The organism is Aliiroseovarius sp. F47248L (genome assembly GCF_023016085.1).
GTDB lineage: Bacteria > Pseudomonadota > Alphaproteobacteria > Rhodobacterales > Rhodobacteraceae > Aliiroseovarius.
The window spans coordinates 1,267,137-1,283,796 of the sequence record NZ_JALKBF010000001.1 but is presented as its reverse complement, the minus strand read 5'-3'; the positions used below and the strand labels follow the sequence as shown (position 1 = coordinate 1,283,796).

Annotated in this window: 18 protein-coding genes; 10 read left to right on the top strand and 8 right to left on the bottom strand. The window is 57.1% G+C overall.

What is annotated here, in order from left to right:
- The first annotated feature begins 89 nt into the window (after positions 1-89).
- Complete coding sequence (locus MWU51_RS06420; RefSeq protein WP_247035732.1) at positions 90-488, top strand: DUF4260 domain-containing protein; 399 nt, start codon at positions 90-92, stop codon at positions 486-488.
- Here the strand turns inward: MWU51_RS06420 and aroB are convergent.
- Positions 485-1,594 (bottom strand): 3-dehydroquinate synthase, encoded by a 1,110-nt coding sequence (aroB, locus tag MWU51_RS06415; protein ID WP_247035730.1) that lies wholly within the window; start codon positions 1,592-1,594, stop codon positions 485-487. The two genes, MWU51_RS06420 and aroB, sit on opposite strands and share 4 nt — an antisense overlap.
- A 1-nt stretch (position 1,595) precedes the next feature.
- Positions 1,596-2,141 (bottom strand): shikimate kinase, encoded by a 546-nt coding sequence (locus MWU51_RS06410; RefSeq protein ID WP_281502643.1) that lies wholly within the window; start codon positions 2,139-2,141, stop codon positions 1,596-1,598.
- A 116-nt stretch (positions 2,142-2,257) separates the two neighbouring features.
- On the opposite strand from MWU51_RS06410, the gene MWU51_RS06405 reads away from it, so the two are divergent.
- From MWU51_RS06405 to MWU51_RS06390, 4 genes are all read left to right on the top strand, one after another.
- On the top strand, positions 2,258-2,395 hold the full coding sequence (locus tag MWU51_RS06405) for a hypothetical protein (protein ID WP_247035729.1): 138 nt from the start codon (positions 2,258-2,260) through the stop codon (positions 2,393-2,395).
- A gap of 115 nt (positions 2,396-2,510) precedes the next feature.
- Positions 2,511-3,998, top strand: a complete 1,488-nt coding sequence (locus MWU51_RS06400; protein ID WP_247035728.1) for a hypothetical protein — start codon at positions 2,511-2,513, stop codon at positions 3,996-3,998.
- On the top strand, positions 3,995-4,933 hold the full coding sequence (locus tag MWU51_RS06395; RefSeq protein WP_247035727.1) for a site-specific tyrosine recombinase XerD: 939 nt from the start codon (positions 3,995-3,997) through the stop codon (positions 4,931-4,933). The genes MWU51_RS06400 and MWU51_RS06395 overlap by 4 nt, the downstream gene beginning before the upstream one ends.
- Positions 4,934-5,055: 122 nt before the next feature.
- Positions 5,056-7,005: a DEAD/DEAH box helicase gene (locus MWU51_RS06390; RefSeq protein WP_247035726.1), complete on the top strand. Its 1,950-nt coding sequence runs from the start codon at positions 5,056-5,058 to the stop codon at positions 7,003-7,005.
- A gap of 15 nt (positions 7,006-7,020) precedes the next feature.
- Here the strand turns inward: MWU51_RS06390 and MWU51_RS06385 are convergent, their stop codons facing one another.
- Positions 7,021-7,491, bottom strand: coding sequence for a type II toxin-antitoxin system RatA family toxin (locus tag MWU51_RS06385; protein ID WP_247035725.1), 471 nt, complete (start codon positions 7,489-7,491; stop codon positions 7,021-7,023).
- Positions 7,492-7,560: 69 nt separating this feature from the next.
- On the opposite strand from MWU51_RS06385, the gene hpt reads away from it, so the two are divergent.
- The gene (hpt, locus tag MWU51_RS06380; RefSeq protein ID WP_247035724.1) at positions 7,561-8,106 is read left to right on the top strand and encodes a hypoxanthine phosphoribosyltransferase; all 546 of its coding nucleotides are present in this window, start codon (positions 7,561-7,563) and stop codon (positions 8,104-8,106) included.
- A gap of 3 nt (positions 8,107-8,109) precedes the next feature.
- Complete coding sequence (locus MWU51_RS06375) at positions 8,110-8,283, top strand: hypothetical protein (protein ID WP_247035722.1); 174 nt, start codon at positions 8,110-8,112, stop codon at positions 8,281-8,283.
- Positions 8,284-8,295: 12 nt separating this feature from the next.
- Here the strand turns inward: MWU51_RS06375 and lipA are convergent, their stop codons facing one another.
- Positions 8,296-9,246, bottom strand: a complete 951-nt coding sequence (gene lipA, locus MWU51_RS06370; RefSeq protein ID WP_247035720.1) for a lipoyl synthase — start codon at positions 9,244-9,246, stop codon at positions 8,296-8,298.
- 220 nt (positions 9,247-9,466) lie between these two features.
- Here lipA and MWU51_RS06365 point away from each other — a divergent pair, with 220 nt between their 5' ends.
- Positions 9,467-10,012 carry a peroxiredoxin gene (locus MWU51_RS06365; protein ID WP_247035718.1) on the top strand — a complete coding sequence of 182 codons (546 nt, stop codon included), beginning with the start codon at positions 9,467-9,469 and terminating at the stop codon, positions 10,010-10,012.
- 818 nt (positions 10,013-10,830) lie between these two features.
- Here the strand turns inward: MWU51_RS06365 and MWU51_RS06360 are convergent.
- From MWU51_RS06360 to MWU51_RS06350, 3 genes are read right to left on the bottom strand one after another with little or no spacing between them, the layout of a single operon-like run.
- On the bottom strand, positions 10,831-11,355 hold the full coding sequence (locus MWU51_RS06360; RefSeq protein WP_247035717.1) for a gamma carbonic anhydrase family protein: 525 nt from the start codon (positions 11,353-11,355) through the stop codon (positions 10,831-10,833).
- Positions 11,352-11,996 (bottom strand): guanylate kinase, encoded by a 645-nt coding sequence (gene gmk, locus MWU51_RS06355; protein WP_247035715.1) that lies wholly within the window; start codon positions 11,994-11,996, stop codon positions 11,352-11,354. The genes MWU51_RS06360 and gmk overlap by 4 nt, the downstream gene beginning before the upstream one ends.
- Positions 11,997-12,000: 4 nt before the next feature.
- Positions 12,001-12,894 (bottom strand): YicC/YloC family endoribonuclease, encoded by an 894-nt coding sequence (locus tag MWU51_RS06350; protein WP_247035713.1) that lies wholly within the window; start codon positions 12,892-12,894, stop codon positions 12,001-12,003.
- A gap of 169 nt (positions 12,895-13,063) precedes the next feature.
- On the opposite strand from MWU51_RS06350, the gene MWU51_RS06345 reads away from it, so the two are divergent.
- Positions 13,064-13,939 carry a PAS domain-containing protein gene (locus MWU51_RS06345; protein WP_247035711.1) on the top strand — a complete coding sequence of 292 codons (876 nt, stop codon included), beginning with the start codon at positions 13,064-13,066 and terminating at the stop codon, positions 13,937-13,939.
- Positions 13,940-14,036: 97 nt separating this feature from the next.
- On the opposite strand, the gene MWU51_RS06340 is transcribed toward MWU51_RS06345, so the two are convergent.
- Complete coding sequence (locus tag MWU51_RS06340; protein ID WP_247035709.1) at positions 14,037-15,410, bottom strand: 3-deoxy-7-phosphoheptulonate synthase class II; 1,374 nt, start codon at positions 15,408-15,410, stop codon at positions 14,037-14,039.
- Positions 15,411-15,646: 236 nt separating this feature from the next.
- Between MWU51_RS06340 and MWU51_RS06335 the strand changes: the two genes are divergently transcribed.
- Positions 15,647-16,636 (top strand): GlxA family transcriptional regulator, encoded by a 990-nt coding sequence (locus MWU51_RS06335; protein WP_247035707.1) that lies wholly within the window; start codon positions 15,647-15,649, stop codon positions 16,634-16,636.
- Positions 16,637-16,660: the final 24 nt, after the last annotated feature.

Sequence of the window (16,660 nt, the reverse complement as noted above, 5' to 3'; positions counted from 1 at the left end):
GCCAGATATTCTGAAACAGTCGCCCCTTCGGGCGGCTGTTTTGGTTTCAGAACCCGCTTTCATCAGCCCGCATGACGGAAGAGGCACCTGTGAACATTGAAACTTCAAACCATCCGATCACCGAACGACCCATCATTTCCATACTCCGACTTGAGGGTTTGGCGGTCTTTATCACAGCCACCGTTCTTTATGCTTCACTCTCCGGCAACTGGATCCTTTACGCCGTTCTGTTTTTGGTGCCGGATTTGTCAGCCTTGGGCTATCTGATCAACGCGCGGATCGGGTCGTGGTGCTATAACTTAGTCCATAGCTATATCGGGCCAATGGTTTTTGGCTTACTTTGTTGGAGCTACCAGCCGCCTTATCTGCCGTTGGTGTTGATTTGGATCGCCCACATCGGGATTGATCGTTCGGTTGGCTATGGGCTGAAGTCTTCAAAGGCGTTCAAGCAAACCCACCTGAGCCGCCTAAACGCGCAAGGTCGTTAACGTCCCGCCAAAGCGTCATCCAACACAGATCGAACGACGCCCATATCGACGTCATCAGCTACGAAAGCGTCCCCAATGGCGCGGGCCAGCACGAAACGCAGCTTGCCCTGTTCGACCTTCTTGTCTTGCCCCATCAGCGTGATCAGACCGTCGGTATCTGGCAAGTCGCCCTGTATGTCGGACAGGTCTTTCTTCATGCCCATCTTGGCCAGATGCGCACGGAAGCGCGAGGGGCTTTCTTGACTGATCAGCCCCAACCGGGCTGAGGTTTCGAAAGCCAGCACACATCCGATGGCAACGCCTTCACCATGCAGCAACCGGTCGGAATAGCCGGTCGCCGCCTCAAGCGCGTGTCCGAACGTATGACCAAGGTTTAAAAGTGCGCGGTCGCCCTGTTCCGTTTCATCCCGCACCACGATGTCGGCTTTCATCTGGACTGAACGACGCACGGCTTCTTCGCGCAGGCTTATATCCCCAGCGGCCAGCGCAGAGCCGTTGACTTCAAGCCATTCAAAAAACGCGCCATCGCCAAGACCGCCGTATTTCACAACCTCGCCGTAACCGGCCAGAAAATCGCGCGCGGTCAGCGTGCCCAAAACCTCGACATCGGCCAGAACAAGAGAGGGTTGATGAAAAGCGCCGATCAGGTTCTTACCTTGCGGCGCATTTATCCCGGTCTTGCCCCCGACCGAACTGTCGACCTGCGCGAGCAGCGAGGTGGGCAATTGCACAAAGCGCACGCCACGGCGAAGGATTGCGGCAGCAAAACCCACCAGATCACCGATAACGCCGCCACCAAAAGCGATGACAACGTCGTTACGCTCGACCCGTTCATCCAATAACCATTCGACAGTTTGTGTCAGGTAAGGCCAGCTTTTCGTTCCCTCGCCAGGCGGTAATATCAGGGCTTCCGAGTCAATCCCCTCGGCCGACAGACCATCCTGAAGCGTTGCAAGATGCAGCCCCGCGACAGTCTGTTCCGTCACGATCCAGACCCTTGGCCGGTTCAGCAGAGGCGCAATCTCTGCACCCGCCCGCGACAACAGCCCGGGTCCGATCCGCACGTCATAAGCGCGATCACCAAGTGGCACATGAACCGTGGTCATGTCAGGTCTCCTCAAGCACGTCGGGGCGTGTCAGCAACGCCGCCACCACCGCATTTGCCATATCTGCAATCGTAAAATCGCGTTGCGCCTCAACCGACAGATCTGCCTTGGCGTAGACAGGCACACGGGTGTCATAGATCTGGGTCAACGTTGCCTTGGGATCAGGGGTCCGCAGCAAGGGACGGGTGTCCTTGTGCTTGACCCGCGCCCACAGCAAATCAAGATCAGCGTTCAACCAAACTGCCACACCCCGCTCCGAGATCATGTTCCGATTCTGCTCGGACATAAATGCCCCACCCCCGGTGGATAGAACCGCGCGTTCAGTGTCCAGCAGGCGGCCGATCACCTCAGTCTCGCGTTTGCGGAAAAATGCTTCCCCATCCCGTTCGAAGATTTCTGCTATGGACATGTTGGCGGCGCGCACGATTTCTTCGTCACTGTCCAGAAACGGCACATGCAGACGGTTGGCCACCGCCTGTCCGACCGCGGTCTTGCCCGCACCCATCATGCCAACCATGACGATGGATTTCTTCAACTTGAATGGCAAAACGGCGCCCACTTGCCCAAATTTGAATTTCTTTCCTGAATGGCGTGATCTTACAGAAAATGCCATATATAAAATTAGACAAAACACCACTTGAGGCAGAAAATGGGTGGAACGACATGCTGATCCGTTTGATCAAGCTTATATTCTTCTTGGCAATCGTTGGCTTTATCGGGCTGACCGGTTTCGCGTTCTTTGGCGACATGGCACCAAGGACCGCACCGCAAAGCAGTACTGTGACGCTGAATGGTGGCTGAGCGGCGACGGGACGGACAATCAGGACGCGCCGCTTACCTGAGCGGCGCGCTGTTGTGTGTTCTAAGCAGTTTGGCGTCCCCTACTACGGCACAGACTCCGCAAGGGGCTGGTCCCTTGTCGGCCATCGATTGGCTTTCAGACAGTATCGCGCTGCCGCCCCCGTCATCCGAGAGCGCTATCCTGCCCCCGGCATTGGATGAACCGGCCACAAGCACCGGAGCCTCTGTCGCCGAGGTGACAATGGCACTGTTGGAAACGCCGGTTTTAGATGCGGTCGGATTGTTACCCGGTGTGGTGACAGGGTTGCCGCGTGACCTTTGGGGTCTGTCACGCCCCGATGATCTTGCACGCCGCATTGCGGCGCTTGATCTGGATTTACAGCCGGCGATGCAAAGCCTGCTTCAAAAGCTGATGCTGGCCGAACTTGATCCTCCCAAAGGGGCCAGCGCGGGCGAAGATCGCCTGTTTCTGGCTCGGGTCGACCGGCTGTTGTCGCTGGGTGCACTGGACCAGGCCGAGGCATTGCTGTCCCGTTCCGGTTCGGTGAATCCCCGCGTTTTTCGTCGTGCCTTCGATACCGCGCTTCTGCTGGGCAACGAAGACTTGCAATGCACAACACTGCGCGCCACGCCCGAGCTTAGTCCCACCTATCCAGCACGGGTTTTCTGTCTTGCACGAAGCGGCGATTGGGATGCCGCTGTGCTGACCTTGGAAACTGGACGGGCGCTGGGATATATCAGTGATGAAGAGGATGCTCTGCTCGCGCGGTTTCTTGACCCGGACCTGTTTGAAGGTGAACCCGACCTGCCCCGACCTGATCACCCGTCCCCCCTGACCTTTAGGATGTTCGAAGCCATCGGGCTTCATATCAACACAGGTTCACTGCCTTTGGCGTTCGCACAGTCTGACCTGCGTGCCAATATCGGCTGGAAAGCCCGCGCCGAGGCGGGCGAACGGTTGGCTCGTGTGGGGGCAGTAACTGAAAACCAACTTCTGGGCCTGTATTCCGAACGCAGACCCGCCGCGTCAGGCGGCATTTGGGATCGCATGCGTGCGGTAAAAAGCGTTGAAACGGCTTTGGCTGCAAAAGATGATGGTCAAACGGCGCACGCCGTTCTGAACCTTTGGCCTCATTTGGAAGAAAGCGGTCTGGAAGTGCCCTTCGCGCAAATCTTCGGCCCCGAGCTTGCCGCGCGCAATTTGCCCGAAAAAGCAGGCGACATCTCACTGCGGCTTGGGCTTCTGTCAGCGGATCATGAGAAAGTGGCCGAAATGGCACATCCAAATGCGGATGACCCGCTTGCCACGATCCTTCTGGGCATTGCGCGCGGTCAAACCGCCGACCTAACACCTATGGATGATCGCACCCGCGCGGTCTTGGAAGGGTTTGCTGCCACCGATCTGCCCGTTCGCCTGCGGTCGCTTGTCGAACAGGATCGGCTGGGTGAAGCGATCCTGCGCGCGATTGAACTGTTCACGTCAGGCAGCAATGGCGATCTAGACGAGTTGACCGATGCGCTGGCCTTCTTTCGGCAGGTGGGTCTGGAACAGGTTGCCCGACAGGCAGCACTTGAATTTCTGATCCTTGAGAGGCGCGGATGAACGCCGACCACGTCCGCTGGATTTCCACCTTTCTGGAAGCACAGGCAGCCGAGCTTGACGCGTCAGAGAATACACTTTTAGCCTATGGACGCGACCTGAAGGGGTTTGCTGAGTTTGCGGGCGATAAAGAGATTGATTTTGCTGACATCACCCGTTCCCATATCGAGACTTTCATGGTTGAGTGCGACACGATGGGGTTGGCCCAATCGACTCGCGCCCGTCGCTTGTCAGCGATCAAACAGCTTTACCGTTTCGCCTATGAAGAAGGCTGGCGAACGGACAATCCAGCGATCAAGATTAAAGGGCCGGGACGGTCAAAATCCCTGCCAAAAATCCTGAGCGAAGATCAGGTCGAGGCTCTTTTGCTCACCGCCCGCAGCCATGGTCGCAGCCGCGAAGATCAACTGCGCAACACCTGCCTGATGGAATTGCTTTATGCCACCGGGATGCGGGTCAGCGAGCTTGTGGGCCTGCCCGTCGCTGCCGCCCGGGGCGAACCGCACATGTTGCTGGTCAAGGGCAAGGGCGGCAAGGAACGTATGGTTCCGCTCTCTGCCCCTGCTCGTGATGCGCTGGCCGCATGGCTTTCCGCCCGCGACGGGGCCGAGGATGACGCGCGCATCAAGACAGGCGCAAAGCCATCATCCTTTTTGTTTCCTTCTAGTGGAAAATACGGCCACCTTACCCGGCATCGTTTCTATGGCTTGATCAAAGAAATCGCCGTGGCCGCCGGAGTTTCGCCCGCGGCTGTGACGCCTCACCGTTTGCGCCACGCATTCGCCACCCACCTTTTGGCCCATGGCGCAGACCTGCGGTCGATCCAGACCCTTCTGGGCCATGCCGACATCTCGACCACCGAGATATATACGCATGTGTTAGAGGAACGTCTGAAAGACCTCGTCCTGACCCACCATCCCCTTGCAGACACGGATTAGGACGTTATTGCGCTATACAATCCTGTGCAGACAGGCTATCAGCCCGCTTTCGCCCCTGCATTGCAGACCTGCCGTGACGGATCACCCGTGCTGCCTTACCGAAACAACAGAATTGATCGCCCGTGAAACAGCTTATTTCTGACGCGCTCGCCGAGCGCGGATATGACACCCTGACCCCTGTCCAGACCGCCGTGTCCGACCCGGCATTGCAAGGTGCGGACCTTTTGGTGTCTGCGCAGACCGGATCGGGCAAGACGGTTGGATTCGGCCTTGCTATTGCCCCCGTGTTGTTGGGCGGAGATGATCAATTTGGACCCGCCGCCAGCCCGCTGGGATTGGTCATCGCCCCGACCCGCGAACTGGCCATGCAGGTGAAACGCGAGCTGAACTGGTTGTTTGCCAAAACCGGCGCGGTGGTTGCGTCCTGCGTGGGCGGCATGGATATGCGCGATGAACGTCGCGCTTTGGCCCGCGGTGCCCATATCGTCGTCGCCACACCGGGGCGTCTACGCGATCATGTCATGCGTGAGTCAATTGATTTGTCGGCGCTGCGCAGCGTGGTGCTGGACGAAGCAGACGAAATGCTGGATCTCGGTTTCCGCGAAGATCTTGAGTTCATTCTGGACGAAACCCCGAGCGACCGCCAAACCCTGCTCTTTTCCGCGACGGTGCCGAAAAGCATCGCAACGCTCGCCGCGCGGTATCAGAAAGACGCGCAACGCGTGACCACGGTGGCCGAGAAAAGCCAGCACAGCGATATCGAATATCGTGCCATGGCAGTGGCCCCACGTGACGGCGAAAACGCCATCATCAACGTGCTGCGATTTTTCGACGCCCCGAACGCGATCATCTTCTGCAACACCCGCGCGATGGTCAGCAGGTTGGCGACCCGCCTGTCGAACCGAGGCTTTTCGGTCGTGGCACTATCGGGCGAGTTGACACAGAACGAACGCTCCAACGCGTTGCAATCCATGCGCGACGGACGCGCACGGATCTGTGTGGCGACCGATGTGGCCGCGCGCGGGATTGACCTGCCGAAGCTTGATCTTGTCATCCATGCCGAACTGCCCAACAACCATGAAACCCTGTTGCACCGGTCGGGCCGCACAGGCCGCGCCGGTCGAAAGGGCGTCAGCACGCTGATTGTGCCGCCCGCATCGCGTAAAAAGGCAGAGCGCCTGCTGCGCTTTGCCAAGCTGACTGCGGACTGGGGCCCTGCCCCATCTGCGCAAGAAGTACACGCCGAGGATCAGAAACGCATCCTGGAAGACGAAGTCTGGACGCAGGAGCCTACCGCAAACGAAGCCGCCCTAGCCGAAGAACTGGTCGCGAAATTCAGCCCTGCACAATTGGCCACCGCTTACCTTCAGCTTTACCACACGGCCCATGCCGCCCCTGAAGAGCTGTCCGCTGCCAACGCCAAACAAGAGGAGCGCAAGCCGTTTGGCCCAAGCGTTTGGTTCACCCTTTCTAAGGGCCGCAACCAAGGCGCTGATCCGCGCCACCTTCTGCCTATGCTGTGCAAGGCGGGCAATATCACCCGCAATGACATCGGGGCCATTCGCATTCAGGATGATCTCTCCTTCTTCGAAGTGAAGGAGGCTCAGGTAGAAGGGTTCCTCTCTACCCTCGGCGCAGGCATGACGATTGAGACGTTTGCCGTCGAACGACTGACCACGCCGCCTGACCTTGTACGCGGCAGCAAACCTGCCCCGCGTGGCAAGCCGCGCAAGTTTGACAAGACAGACCCAAAGCCGCATCGCAAAGGGACAGCCAAAGGGGCAGCGCCGTCCGAACGCAAGCCCAACCCCAAGCATAAGTGGAAAGACGACAAGGACGCAGACCGTCCGGTCAAAGCCTATGCCAAGTCGAAAGACGAGGACCGAAAACCACGCAAGGCGTCTAAACCCGATGGAGACAAGCCCAAGGTTAAGCGCCCGACCGACGGCAAAAAAGGACCACCCCCGCCAAAAGGAAAAGCGTCCAGCAAGAAAAATAGGGCACGTGCTGCCGCCAAGGCAATTGCGAAAGCAAAAGGCGGTGACAGTGCGCCGAAACGGCGGAAACCCTGAAGCAGGTTTTGGATTCTAGCCGGTCGGTGTCTGCCCGGTTAGGGGGTAAAGCTCGGATGCGCGTTTTTCAAAGGCCGCAACAATGCGGTGCATCGCCTCGTTGAACACAAGCCCGATCACCTTTTGCAATATCGCGCTCTTGAACTCGAAATCCACAAAGAACTCCACCTCGCACCCATCCGCGTGCGGGTGAAATATCCAGTGTGATTTCAAATATTTGAACGGACCATCCAGATACTCCGTATCAATCCGACGGCCCGCCTGATCCAGCCAGACGCGGCTGGCGAAGCGTTCGCGAAATACCTTGAAACTGATCACCAGATCAGCGTCCATCAGGTCGCGCCCGTCGGGTTGCGGTGTCACACGGCGCACGCGTGCGGCGGAATTCCAAGGCAAAAACTCGGGATACCGACCCACATCCGCCACGAGATCATACATCTGATCTGCCGTGTATGGCAGGACGCGTTTTTCCCCATGTGTCGGCATGACGACGTTTTCCCTTCTCACTTGCCCGCACATGTCCTAGGAATACGACCGGAAATCAAGGGGGAAGACATGGCACAGCGACCATATGTCATCGACACGATGATCTCGGCCAAGCAGATCGCGGCGCGGGTTGAAGAGTTGTCGCAGGAAATCCATGACGAGTTCAAAGGCACAGATAAACTGGTGGTCGTGGGGTTGTTGCGCGGATCATTCGTGTTCATCGCCGATGTGGTTCGGGAACTGGATCTGCCCGTCGAAGTCGATTTTCTCGAGGCGTCCTCCTATGGCGATTCGACCGAAAGCAGCCGTGAAGTGCGTATTCTGAAAGATTTGCGCGGCGAGATTTCAGGACGCGACGTTTTGGTCGTGGAAGACATCGTGGATACGGGTTTCACCCTGAAACATGTGGTTGGGCTGCTGAAAGCAAAATCCCCGCGAAAGCTCAAGACTATCGCGCTGCTTGATAAGCCGTCCCGGCGTGAGGTCGACATCCGCGCCGACTGGATCGGTTTTGAAATTCCGGACGAATTTGTTGTCGGCTATGGCATCGACTTTGCGCAGCGAGACCGCAACCTGCCGCATATCGGCAAGGTGCGGTTTTTGGATGAAGCCTAGGGCATGAACCCACGTTGGTTCATGCGCATGTCCAAATGGGCGCGCAATCCGCCCTCGGCAAAGCGGGTCAAGCTGGTGTTTGCCGTGGTTGCGATTTGTGTGCTGCTTGTGGCGATCGAAAAACTGTTCGGTATGCCGGAGTGGATGCAAATCGAACGCATCCGTTTCAGACCTTAATCCTGTTTTCGATCAACCTTTTGCAAGATATTCCTCACGTGCCGTGCGCAGGCGGGCGAAATCATCGCCTGCGTGGTAAGACGACCGTGTCAACGGGGTTGAAGACACCATCAGAAAGCCTTTGCCATAAGCCGCGGTCTCGTGGTCCTTGAACTCGTCCGGATGCACGAACCGTTTCACCGCATGGTGTTTCGGTGTCGGTTGCAAATACTGCCCGATGGTCAAAAAGTCGATATCAGCGGCGCGCATATCATCCATGACCTGCAAGACGCCCTGCCGATCTTCGCCCAGGCCGACCATGATGCCGGATTTGGTAAACATCGACGGATCAAGCTCTTTCACGCGCTGCAAAAGACGCAGCGAATGAAAATACCGCGCGCCGGGGCGCACTTGTGGATAAAGGCCGGGCACGGTTTCAAGGTTGTGGTTGAACACGTCCGGCCGCGCCTCGACCACGGTTTCCAGAACGGACGGATCGCATTTCAGGAAATCCGGGGTCAGAATCTCGATGGTGGTGTCGGGCGACTGATGGCGAATGGCGCGGATGGTCTGGGCGAAATGGTCCGCCCCACCGTCTTTCAAATCGTCGCGGTCGACAGAAGTGATCACCACGTGGTTCAATCCCAGCTTTTTCACCGCATGGGCCACGCGACCGGGCTCGAACGCGTCCAGATCGTCGGGACGTCCGGTTGCAACGTTACAGAAGGTACAACCACGGGTGCAAATCTCGCCCATGATCATCATGGTGGCATGGCCCTGGCTCCAACACTCGCCAGCATTGGGGCACGCAGCCTCTTCACACACGGTGGACAGCTTGTTTTCGCGCATGATCCTGTGCGTTTCGGCATAGCCTTTGCCGCCGGGCGCTTTCACACGGATCCAGCTGGGTTTTTTAGGCTGTGCATTATCCGGGCGATGCGCCTTTTCAGGATGGCGGCTTTCCGGGATTTTCAGATCACGCATGGCATTCCTCCGCGCCAAAATCGGCTACGTGACATATAACGTCATCGCGCGGCCAAGTCACCTTGAAAGCCGCATGGCTGTTATGTGCTTGGCGCATGGCCTGCGACCCAATGCTGCACTTGCAAAATCGTCGTTGAGACCCATTTGGAATCGTTCTAACACCATACCCGACCAAGCCCTCGCGATTCCCCGCGCGGGACATAGTTGAAAGGATTTTGACATGCAAACTGGCGTTCGCGTTCCCAACATCACCTTCCGCACCCGTGTTCGTGACGACAGCATCGACGGCCCCAACCCGTTTCGCTGGCAGGACATGACCTCGGACGATTACTTCAAAGGCAAACGCGTCGTTCTGTTCTCGCTGCCCGGCGCGTTTACCCCGACCTGCTCGACCTACCAACTGCCCGGCTTTGAAAACGGCGCTGACGACTTCCGCGCCCAGGGCATCGACGAGATCTACTGCATGTCCGTCAATGACAGCTTTGTCATGAACGCATGGGCGCGCAACCAAGAGCTTGCGAACGTCAAAGTCATCCCCGATGGCTCGGGCGAGTTCACCCGTCAGGTCGGCATGCTGGTGCAGAAAGACAATCTGGGCTTCGGCGCACGCTCGTGGCGCTATGCCGCTGTCATCAATGACGGTGTGGTCGAAGCATGGTTTGAAGAGCCGGGCCGCTGCGACAACCACGGTGAAGACCCCTATGGCGAAAGCGCACCCGAAACGGTTCTGGCGTGGCTGAAAGAGGCGGCTGAGAAAGTCGCTTAAGGCGTTTCAGACTGACAGACAGAAAGGGCCGCTGATTTCAGCGGCCCCAATCATTTTCGGCATAGACTTAAACACAAGGGTGTTTTGCCAGCTTTGCGGGCTTTGCGCCGATGTCGTCAAACTAAGTTAGTTGCACACTGCTGCAGGTTCTATTGCTTCAATCAATAGAGGCATCATGGCAGTGAAGACTATTGGTATCATCGAAGGTGCCGAAAACTGCGCTCACCACTGTATTTCTTCAAAGGACAAATTGCTTTACGAACTATGTGCAAAATGAACTTCTATCCCAACAAAAGCGACAGCAATTTGAGTGGATAGGGGCGACGTTTGGCGACGTAGGTTTGAGCTCACCACAGCCAAATGACCACTTCGCCTGAGTTTATATCGTATTGATGAGGATGAAGGACGGTAGCGAGGACCTGCTATCTTGACGAAGGTTCATCTTGGTGGCCGTCCGAACCAGCGGACTAGAAACCAAGTAAGGCCCACAAAACAGAACAAGCCACCAAGAACCACATACACTTGCCGCAAAATTCCGCTGACGATGCCACGCCCGATGTTGTGATCAGGCGGTTCAAAGCCCGACATCCACGCAACGAAAAAGAGCAAAAGTCCGATGAAGATGCAGATGAGTGGGCCAGTTGAATTCATAAGTGCATCCTCAGTAAACAATTCATAGCGTGCAGCGTCCGATGGCTTGGACTTCGAACCGTCCGTAGCGGGAAGCTGTATCCTCTGGCGGCTAGAATTTTTTGTTTAGCTAAGTGGGAAGGCTCAATGATCCGTGAGAACGTGTCAATAAGGGGTCATAGCAACCGCTAGGCGCCAACCACCTTCAACCCCGTCAAAAACCGCGCCGCGTTCTCTTGATAGTGCACGGCGGACTCCTCCAGCCCGTTGATCGTGGCCGCGTCAAGCTCGCGCACCACTTTGCCCGGCGCGCCTAGAACCATGGACCCGTCGGGGATCACCTTGCCTTCGGTCACCAACGCCCCCGCCCCGATCAGGCAGTTCTTGCCGATCACCGCGCCGTTCATCACGGTGGCGTTCATGCCGATCAGGCTGCCGTCACCGATGGTGCAGCCGTGCAGAAGCACCTTGTGGCCGACCGTGACGTTCTCTCCAATGGTCAGCGGAAAGCCCATATCGGTGTGAAACACGCAGTTCTCCTGCACATTGGTGCCCGCGCCCACGTCGATCAACTCGTTATCGCCGCGCAATGTGCTGCCGAACCAGACCGAAGCGCGCGCGCCGATCCGCACCTTGCCGATTAGGTTGGCGTCAGGCGCGATGAACGCGTCGTCGGCTATGTCAGGTGAAACTCCGCCCAGTTCATAAATCATTGGTTCCCCTCTTCAAACTCGGCCTGCAACTTACGGACATGGTTCAACAATCCTGGTTGCTGGTTGCGGCGCTGTCGGGTGGCTTCGACAATTGTGATCAGCTTTTGCGCGGTCTCTTCCAGATCATCGTTGATCAGCACGTAATCATAGCTGCCCCAATGGCTGATCTCGTCCCAGCTTTTCTGCATCCGCTTTGCGATGGTGGCGGCATCATCCTGCCCGCGCCCTTCCAGCCGCGCGCGCAGCTCTTTGATGGATGGCGGTAAGATGAAGATCGACAGGGAATGCGACGCCATGGCCGAGTTTCGGATCTGCACCTCCCCCTGCCAATCCACGTCGAACAGAACATCGCGGCCGCTTTCGATGGAATGGCGCACCGGGCCTTCGGGCGAACCATAGAAGTTGCCAAAAACATGCGCGTGTTCCAGCATTTCGCCCTCGGTTACCATCTCGCGAAACCGGCTTTCATCAACGAAATGGTAATGCTGCCCATCCACCTCGCCGTCCCGCGGCGCGCGCGTGGTGGCCGACACCGAGAAGCTGAGCGTTGGATCCCAGTCCATCAGCCGCCGTGCCAGAGTCGATTTACCCGCACCCGAGGGCGAAGACAGGATAATAAGAAGGCCGCGCCTGTCGGACATATCGTTACTCCACGTTCTGAACCTGCTCGCGCATCTGATCTATGACATGCTTTAGGTCAAGGCCAATGGCGGTCAGGTCTTTGAATTGTGCCTTGGAACACAATGTATTGGCCTCTCGGTTGAATTCTTGCATCAGGAAATCAAGTTTGCGCCCAACTGGCTGGTCCGAGGTCAGATGTGTACGCGCGGCGTCGACATGGGCTTTCAGCCTGTCGATTTCTTCGCGCACATCGGTTTTCACGGCCAATATGGCAAGTTCTTGCGCAACGCGATCGGGGTCTGCACCACCCGAGTTGTCCATCACCCGAGACAAGGCATCATGCAGACCGGCGATCTGTGCATCCTGCCGGGCGTCCAACACGGCCTCGGCCGCCGTGACAAGCCGAACCACTTCGTCTATTTGCTCCGACAAGACCTGCGTCAGAGCGGCGCCTTCTTGCGCACGTGAGGCAACAAACTGCTCGATCAATTCGGGTATATCGCTCGTTAGTCTTTCAATCAAAGGTGCTAAGTCGTCGTCGGCCATAGCGCGCTGTTCCATTACACCCCGCATGCCAGCAATTTCAGTGGGTTGCACTGGTGCGACGGGCAAACCACGCGCCTCGGCCTCGGCGGCAATTGCGGTCAGTTGGGTCAGCACCCGCGCAAGTTCATCAGCATTAATAAACTGCGCCCCGACCTCATCCCGACGGGTGATCTTCAGGCTGACCGAGACACTTCCCCGCGCCACTGCCTTCTTAAGGCTATTGCGCAGAGCTTCTTCCAATCCGTTTAGCCAATCGGGCACGCGAATTTTGATGTCCAGCCCGCGCGCATTCACCGATCGCAAGTCCCAGACCCAGTTGTAACCGGCGTCTTCTGACGCGGTGCTGGCAAAGCCCGTCATGGATTGTGGCATGTAGTATTAACCATTTGCTAAGTTTTTATGCCAATTTCGAATGGAATATGACATATTAAGACATCGGTAAGGATTATCCTTCCAATCGTTAACAAACGGTCACAATTTGAACAAGCTCGCTGGTTATCACCAAATTTATTAAATTCGTTTCAAACCCTGGGACGCGAAGATGAAAATTGAATATCTTAAAGATGGTAATGTTGTCACGCTGGCGTCAGCCCGGCGGACGATCAAATTTCCCGCCATCGCGCAGATAGAAGCTTATTGGCATGCCTTGCGGAATGGTCGCCTGATGCCCACACGCGGTGACGTTGATCCCCGTGGTATCGGCGAAAACCTATCTTTTGCGATGATCCTAGAACGTATCGCACCGGGTCATGCCCGGATCCGACTGGCGGGTCAACATCTCAGCGATGTTCTTTCAATGGAAGTTCGCGGCATGCCGCTAAGTGCATTGTTTACACCTGACGCTCGTCCAGAGGTGCAGGAAGCGCTGGAAAGCGTCTTCACAACGCCTGCCGAAGTCAGCCTGACACTTCGCAGCGAAAGCAGCCTGTTTCACAAAAAGCTGGATGCCCAACTTATCCTTCTGCCCCTGAAAGACATCCACGGCAATGTCACCCGCGTACTTGGTGGGTTTCAAGTCGATGGCAAACTGGGCCGTGGCCCGCAGCGCTTCACCATCAGCAGTCTAGAGATGCGTCCCCTTACCGTGGAACAAGCCGCTGGTAGGAAAAGCAGCGATGCGGCACGTCGCCAAAAACGCGACATCGCGCGACCTGGATACTGGGACATCCGTGGTGCACCTACGGCGCGATCAACGGGATCTGACAAACCGGACGTGACCCGCGTTGACATCCGCCCCACCCAAATCGGTCAAAACCGCAAAAGCGAAGGCCACATCATGCGCCCTTCCGACACCAGTGGCGTCCCTGTACCCGGCATGGCGGAACTTGCGGCAAGTTTTCATGGCACCTCGCGGCCCATGAGCATGAATGCTCCGGCGCGGCCCGGTGGTCATTTACGCCTTGTGAAACAGGACTAGTCGTCCGCGCAATCTTTTTGCGACCATCACAGATTACAAAAACCCCGGCCATTCGGACCGGGGTTTTCTTTTTTTTTGCAATCGCGCGATCGGGTGATCAGCTGGCTTTGGCTGCCGCTGCATCCTCGGCGCGCATCGACGACAGTTCTTCTGCCACCAGAAACGCCAGTTCCAGCGATTGGCTGGCATTCAGGCGCGGGTCGCAAGCTGTGTGATAACGGTCCGACAGATCTTCGTCCGTAACGGCACGCACACCACCGGTGCATTCGGTCACGTCCGCACCCGTCATCTCGAAATGCACACCGCCGGGGATGGTGCTTTCGGATTTGTGGACGGCGAAGAATTCCTGCACCTCTTTCAGCACCGCGTCGAAAGGTCGGGTCTTGTAGCCGGTGGCCGATTTGATGGTGTTGCCATGCATCGGGTCACAGGACCAAACAACATTCGCACCTTCCTCTTTTACGGTCTGGATCAGGCGTGGCAGATGTTCGGCTACTTTCCCTGCCCCAAAACGCGCGATCAGGGTCAAACGCCCGGCGTCATTGTTCGGGTTCAGCTTGGCCATCAGAACCTTAAGATCTTCCGCTGTCGTGGTCGGCCCGCATTTCAGACCGATCGGGTTGACCACACCACGGCAGAATTCGACATGGGCGCCGTCGGGTTGACGTGTGCGGTCGCCGATCCACAGCATGTGGCCCGACCCTGCAACAGTCTTGCCAGTGGTCGCGTCCAAACGGGTCAGCGCCTCTTCATATTCCAGCAGCAGACCTTCATGCGAGGTGTAGAAGTCCACGGTCTGCAACGTGTGCGCCCGATCGCTGTCAACGCCAGCAGCCCGCATGAAATCCAGCGTATCCTGAATGCGTTCGGCCATTTCGCGGTATTTCTCGGCTTCATCGTTTTCGGTGAACCCAAGCGTCCAGCTGTGCACCTTATGCACATCCGCCAGACCACCTGTTGAAAACGCGCGCAGTAGGTTCAGCGTCGCGGCCGCCTGCGTATAGGCCTGCAGCATCTTCTGAGGGTCCGGCACGCGCGAGGTTTCGGTGAAATCCAATTCGTTGATGATGTCACCGCGGTAGCTGGGAAGCTCTATCCCGCCGACGGTTTCTGTCGGGGCCGATCGCGGCTTGGCGAACTGACCGGCCATGCGGCCGACCTTGATGACCGGCACTTTCGCGCCATAGGTCAGCACCATCGCCATTTGCAGCATCACTTTGAACGTGTCGCGGATAGCATCCGCCGAAAAGTCCGAGAAGCTTTCGGCGCAGTCCCCGCCCTGCAACAAAAAGGCTTCCCCACGTGAGGCGCGCCCAAGCTGTGCGCGCAGGCGCATTGCTTCACCTGCAAAGACCAGCGGGGGATACTTCGCAAGCTGTGCCTCGACTTCAGCCAATTTGGCCGCGTCGGTATAGTCAGGCATCTGCACCCGTGGCTTCTTGCGCCAGGTCGACTTGTCCCAATCCGTCATGTCTTTGCTCCGTCTTACGTCGTTATCCCGCGCCTGCGGGTTCAAGGCCCTTCTTCTAGCGTGGTCAGCGCTAACGTGCAATTACCGTTATGGAATAGGGATAGGTCGCGTTAAAGTCCTGAAATGCCGGTCCTGACCGGTTGTGCAAATGTTGGTGGTTTCGCTCTTGCCGCTTTCGTTCAAACCTGATGTGGTCCCCGGCAACATAAAAGACCGATCTTCAAAAGGTGACTCGGATGACTGAAAAGCCTGTATCGACACGCTCAACCCCCCAGCGGTTTGTTTTTGTGCTTGTCGAAGGGTTTACTCTGCTCAGCTTTGCAGGTGCCGTGGATGCCTTGCGCATCGCAAACCGAGCCGCAGGTCGCACCTTATATGAATGGGTGATCATGGGCGAAGGCGGCCAGACCATCACATCATCTGCAGGCCCTTCGTTCAATCTTGACAGCGACCTTGGCGAGCTTCGGCGCGACGACACGGTGATCATCTGTTCGGGCGTGGACGTCCAGACCCATTGTTCGACCAAACTTCTGAACTGGTTACGCCGCGAAGCGCGCCGGGGCGTAAAGGTGGCAGGTTTGTGCACTGCCGCGCATGTGATCGCCAAAGCGGGTTTGTTGAACGACAAACGCGCGACCATTCACTGGGAAAACCACGACAGCTTCGCCGAAGCCTTTGATGAGGTTGATCTGACTAAACGTGTGTTCGTAATCGACGGTAATATCATGACGGCTGCGGGCGGCACATCGTCGATTGACCTTATGCTGAAACTGATTGCGGATGAGCACGGCGAGGACATCGCCAATATCGTGGCTGATCAGCAGATTTACACCTCGATCCGAACAGACCGTGACACACAACGTCTGTCGGTACCCACAAGGATCGGAGTGCGTCACCCCAAGCTCAGCGATGTGATCCAGAAAATGGAAGCCAATATCGAAGAGCCGATTTCGCCGTCGATATTAGCCGCCGATGTGGGTATGTCCACGCGACAGCTTGAGCGATTGTTCCGACGCTATCTGAACCGTTCGCCCAAACGCTATTACATGGAGTTGCGGCTTCAGAAGGCGCGCAACTTGTTGATGCAAACGGATATGAGCGTGATCAACGTGGCGCTGGCCTGCGGGTTTTCCAGCCCGTCTCATTTTTCCAAGTGTTACCGCGCGCACTACGATACCACGCCTTATCGTGAACGCGGCAGCCATGCCGCCAAGGTTACGCCGTAACGCGCCCAGTCGCACAGGCCCAAC

Bases quoted from the DNA above. Each gene is read 5' to 3' on its own strand.
- MWU51_RS06350 (WP_247035713.1), bottom strand. From the start codon at position 12,894: ATGCCACAATCCATGACGGGCTTTGCCAGCACCGCGTCAGAAGACGCC.
- MWU51_RS06345 (WP_247035711.1), top strand. From the start codon at position 13,064: ATGAAAATTGAATATCTTAAAGATGGTAATGTTGTCACGCTGGCGTCA.
- gmk (WP_247035715.1), bottom strand. From the start codon at position 11,996: ATGTCCGACAGGCGCGGCCTTCTTATTATCCTGTCTTCGCCCTCGGGT.
- MWU51_RS06375 (WP_247035722.1), top strand. From the start codon at position 8,110: ATGAACCCACGTTGGTTCATGCGCATGTCCAAATGGGCGCGCAATCCG.
- hpt (WP_247035724.1), top strand. From the start codon at position 7,561: ATGGCACAGCGACCATATGTCATCGACACGATGATCTCGGCCAAGCAG.
- MWU51_RS06335 (WP_247035707.1), top strand. From the start codon at position 15,647: ATGACTGAAAAGCCTGTATCGACACGCTCAACCCCCCAGCGGTTTGTT.
- aroB (WP_247035730.1), bottom strand. From the start codon at position 1,594: ATGACCACGGTTCATGTGCCACTTGGTGATCGCGCTTATGACGTGCGG.
- MWU51_RS06405 (WP_247035729.1), top strand. From the start codon at position 2,258: ATGCTGATCCGTTTGATCAAGCTTATATTCTTCTTGGCAATCGTTGGC.
- lipA (WP_247035720.1), bottom strand. From the start codon at position 9,246: ATGCGTGATCTGAAAATCCCGGAAAGCCGCCATCCTGAAAAGGCGCAT.
- MWU51_RS06340 (WP_247035709.1), bottom strand. From the start codon at position 15,410: ATGACGGATTGGGACAAGTCGACCTGGCGCAAGAAGCCACGGGTGCAG.
- MWU51_RS06385 (WP_247035725.1), bottom strand. From the start codon at position 7,491: ATGCCGACACATGGGGAAAAACGCGTCCTGCCATACACGGCAGATCAG.
- MWU51_RS06365 (WP_247035718.1), top strand. From the start codon at position 9,467: ATGCAAACTGGCGTTCGCGTTCCCAACATCACCTTCCGCACCCGTGTT.
- MWU51_RS06395 (WP_247035727.1), top strand. From the start codon at position 3,995: ATGAACGCCGACCACGTCCGCTGGATTTCCACCTTTCTGGAAGCACAG.
- MWU51_RS06360 (WP_247035717.1), bottom strand. From the start codon at position 11,355: ATGATTTATGAACTGGGCGGAGTTTCACCTGACATAGCCGACGACGCG.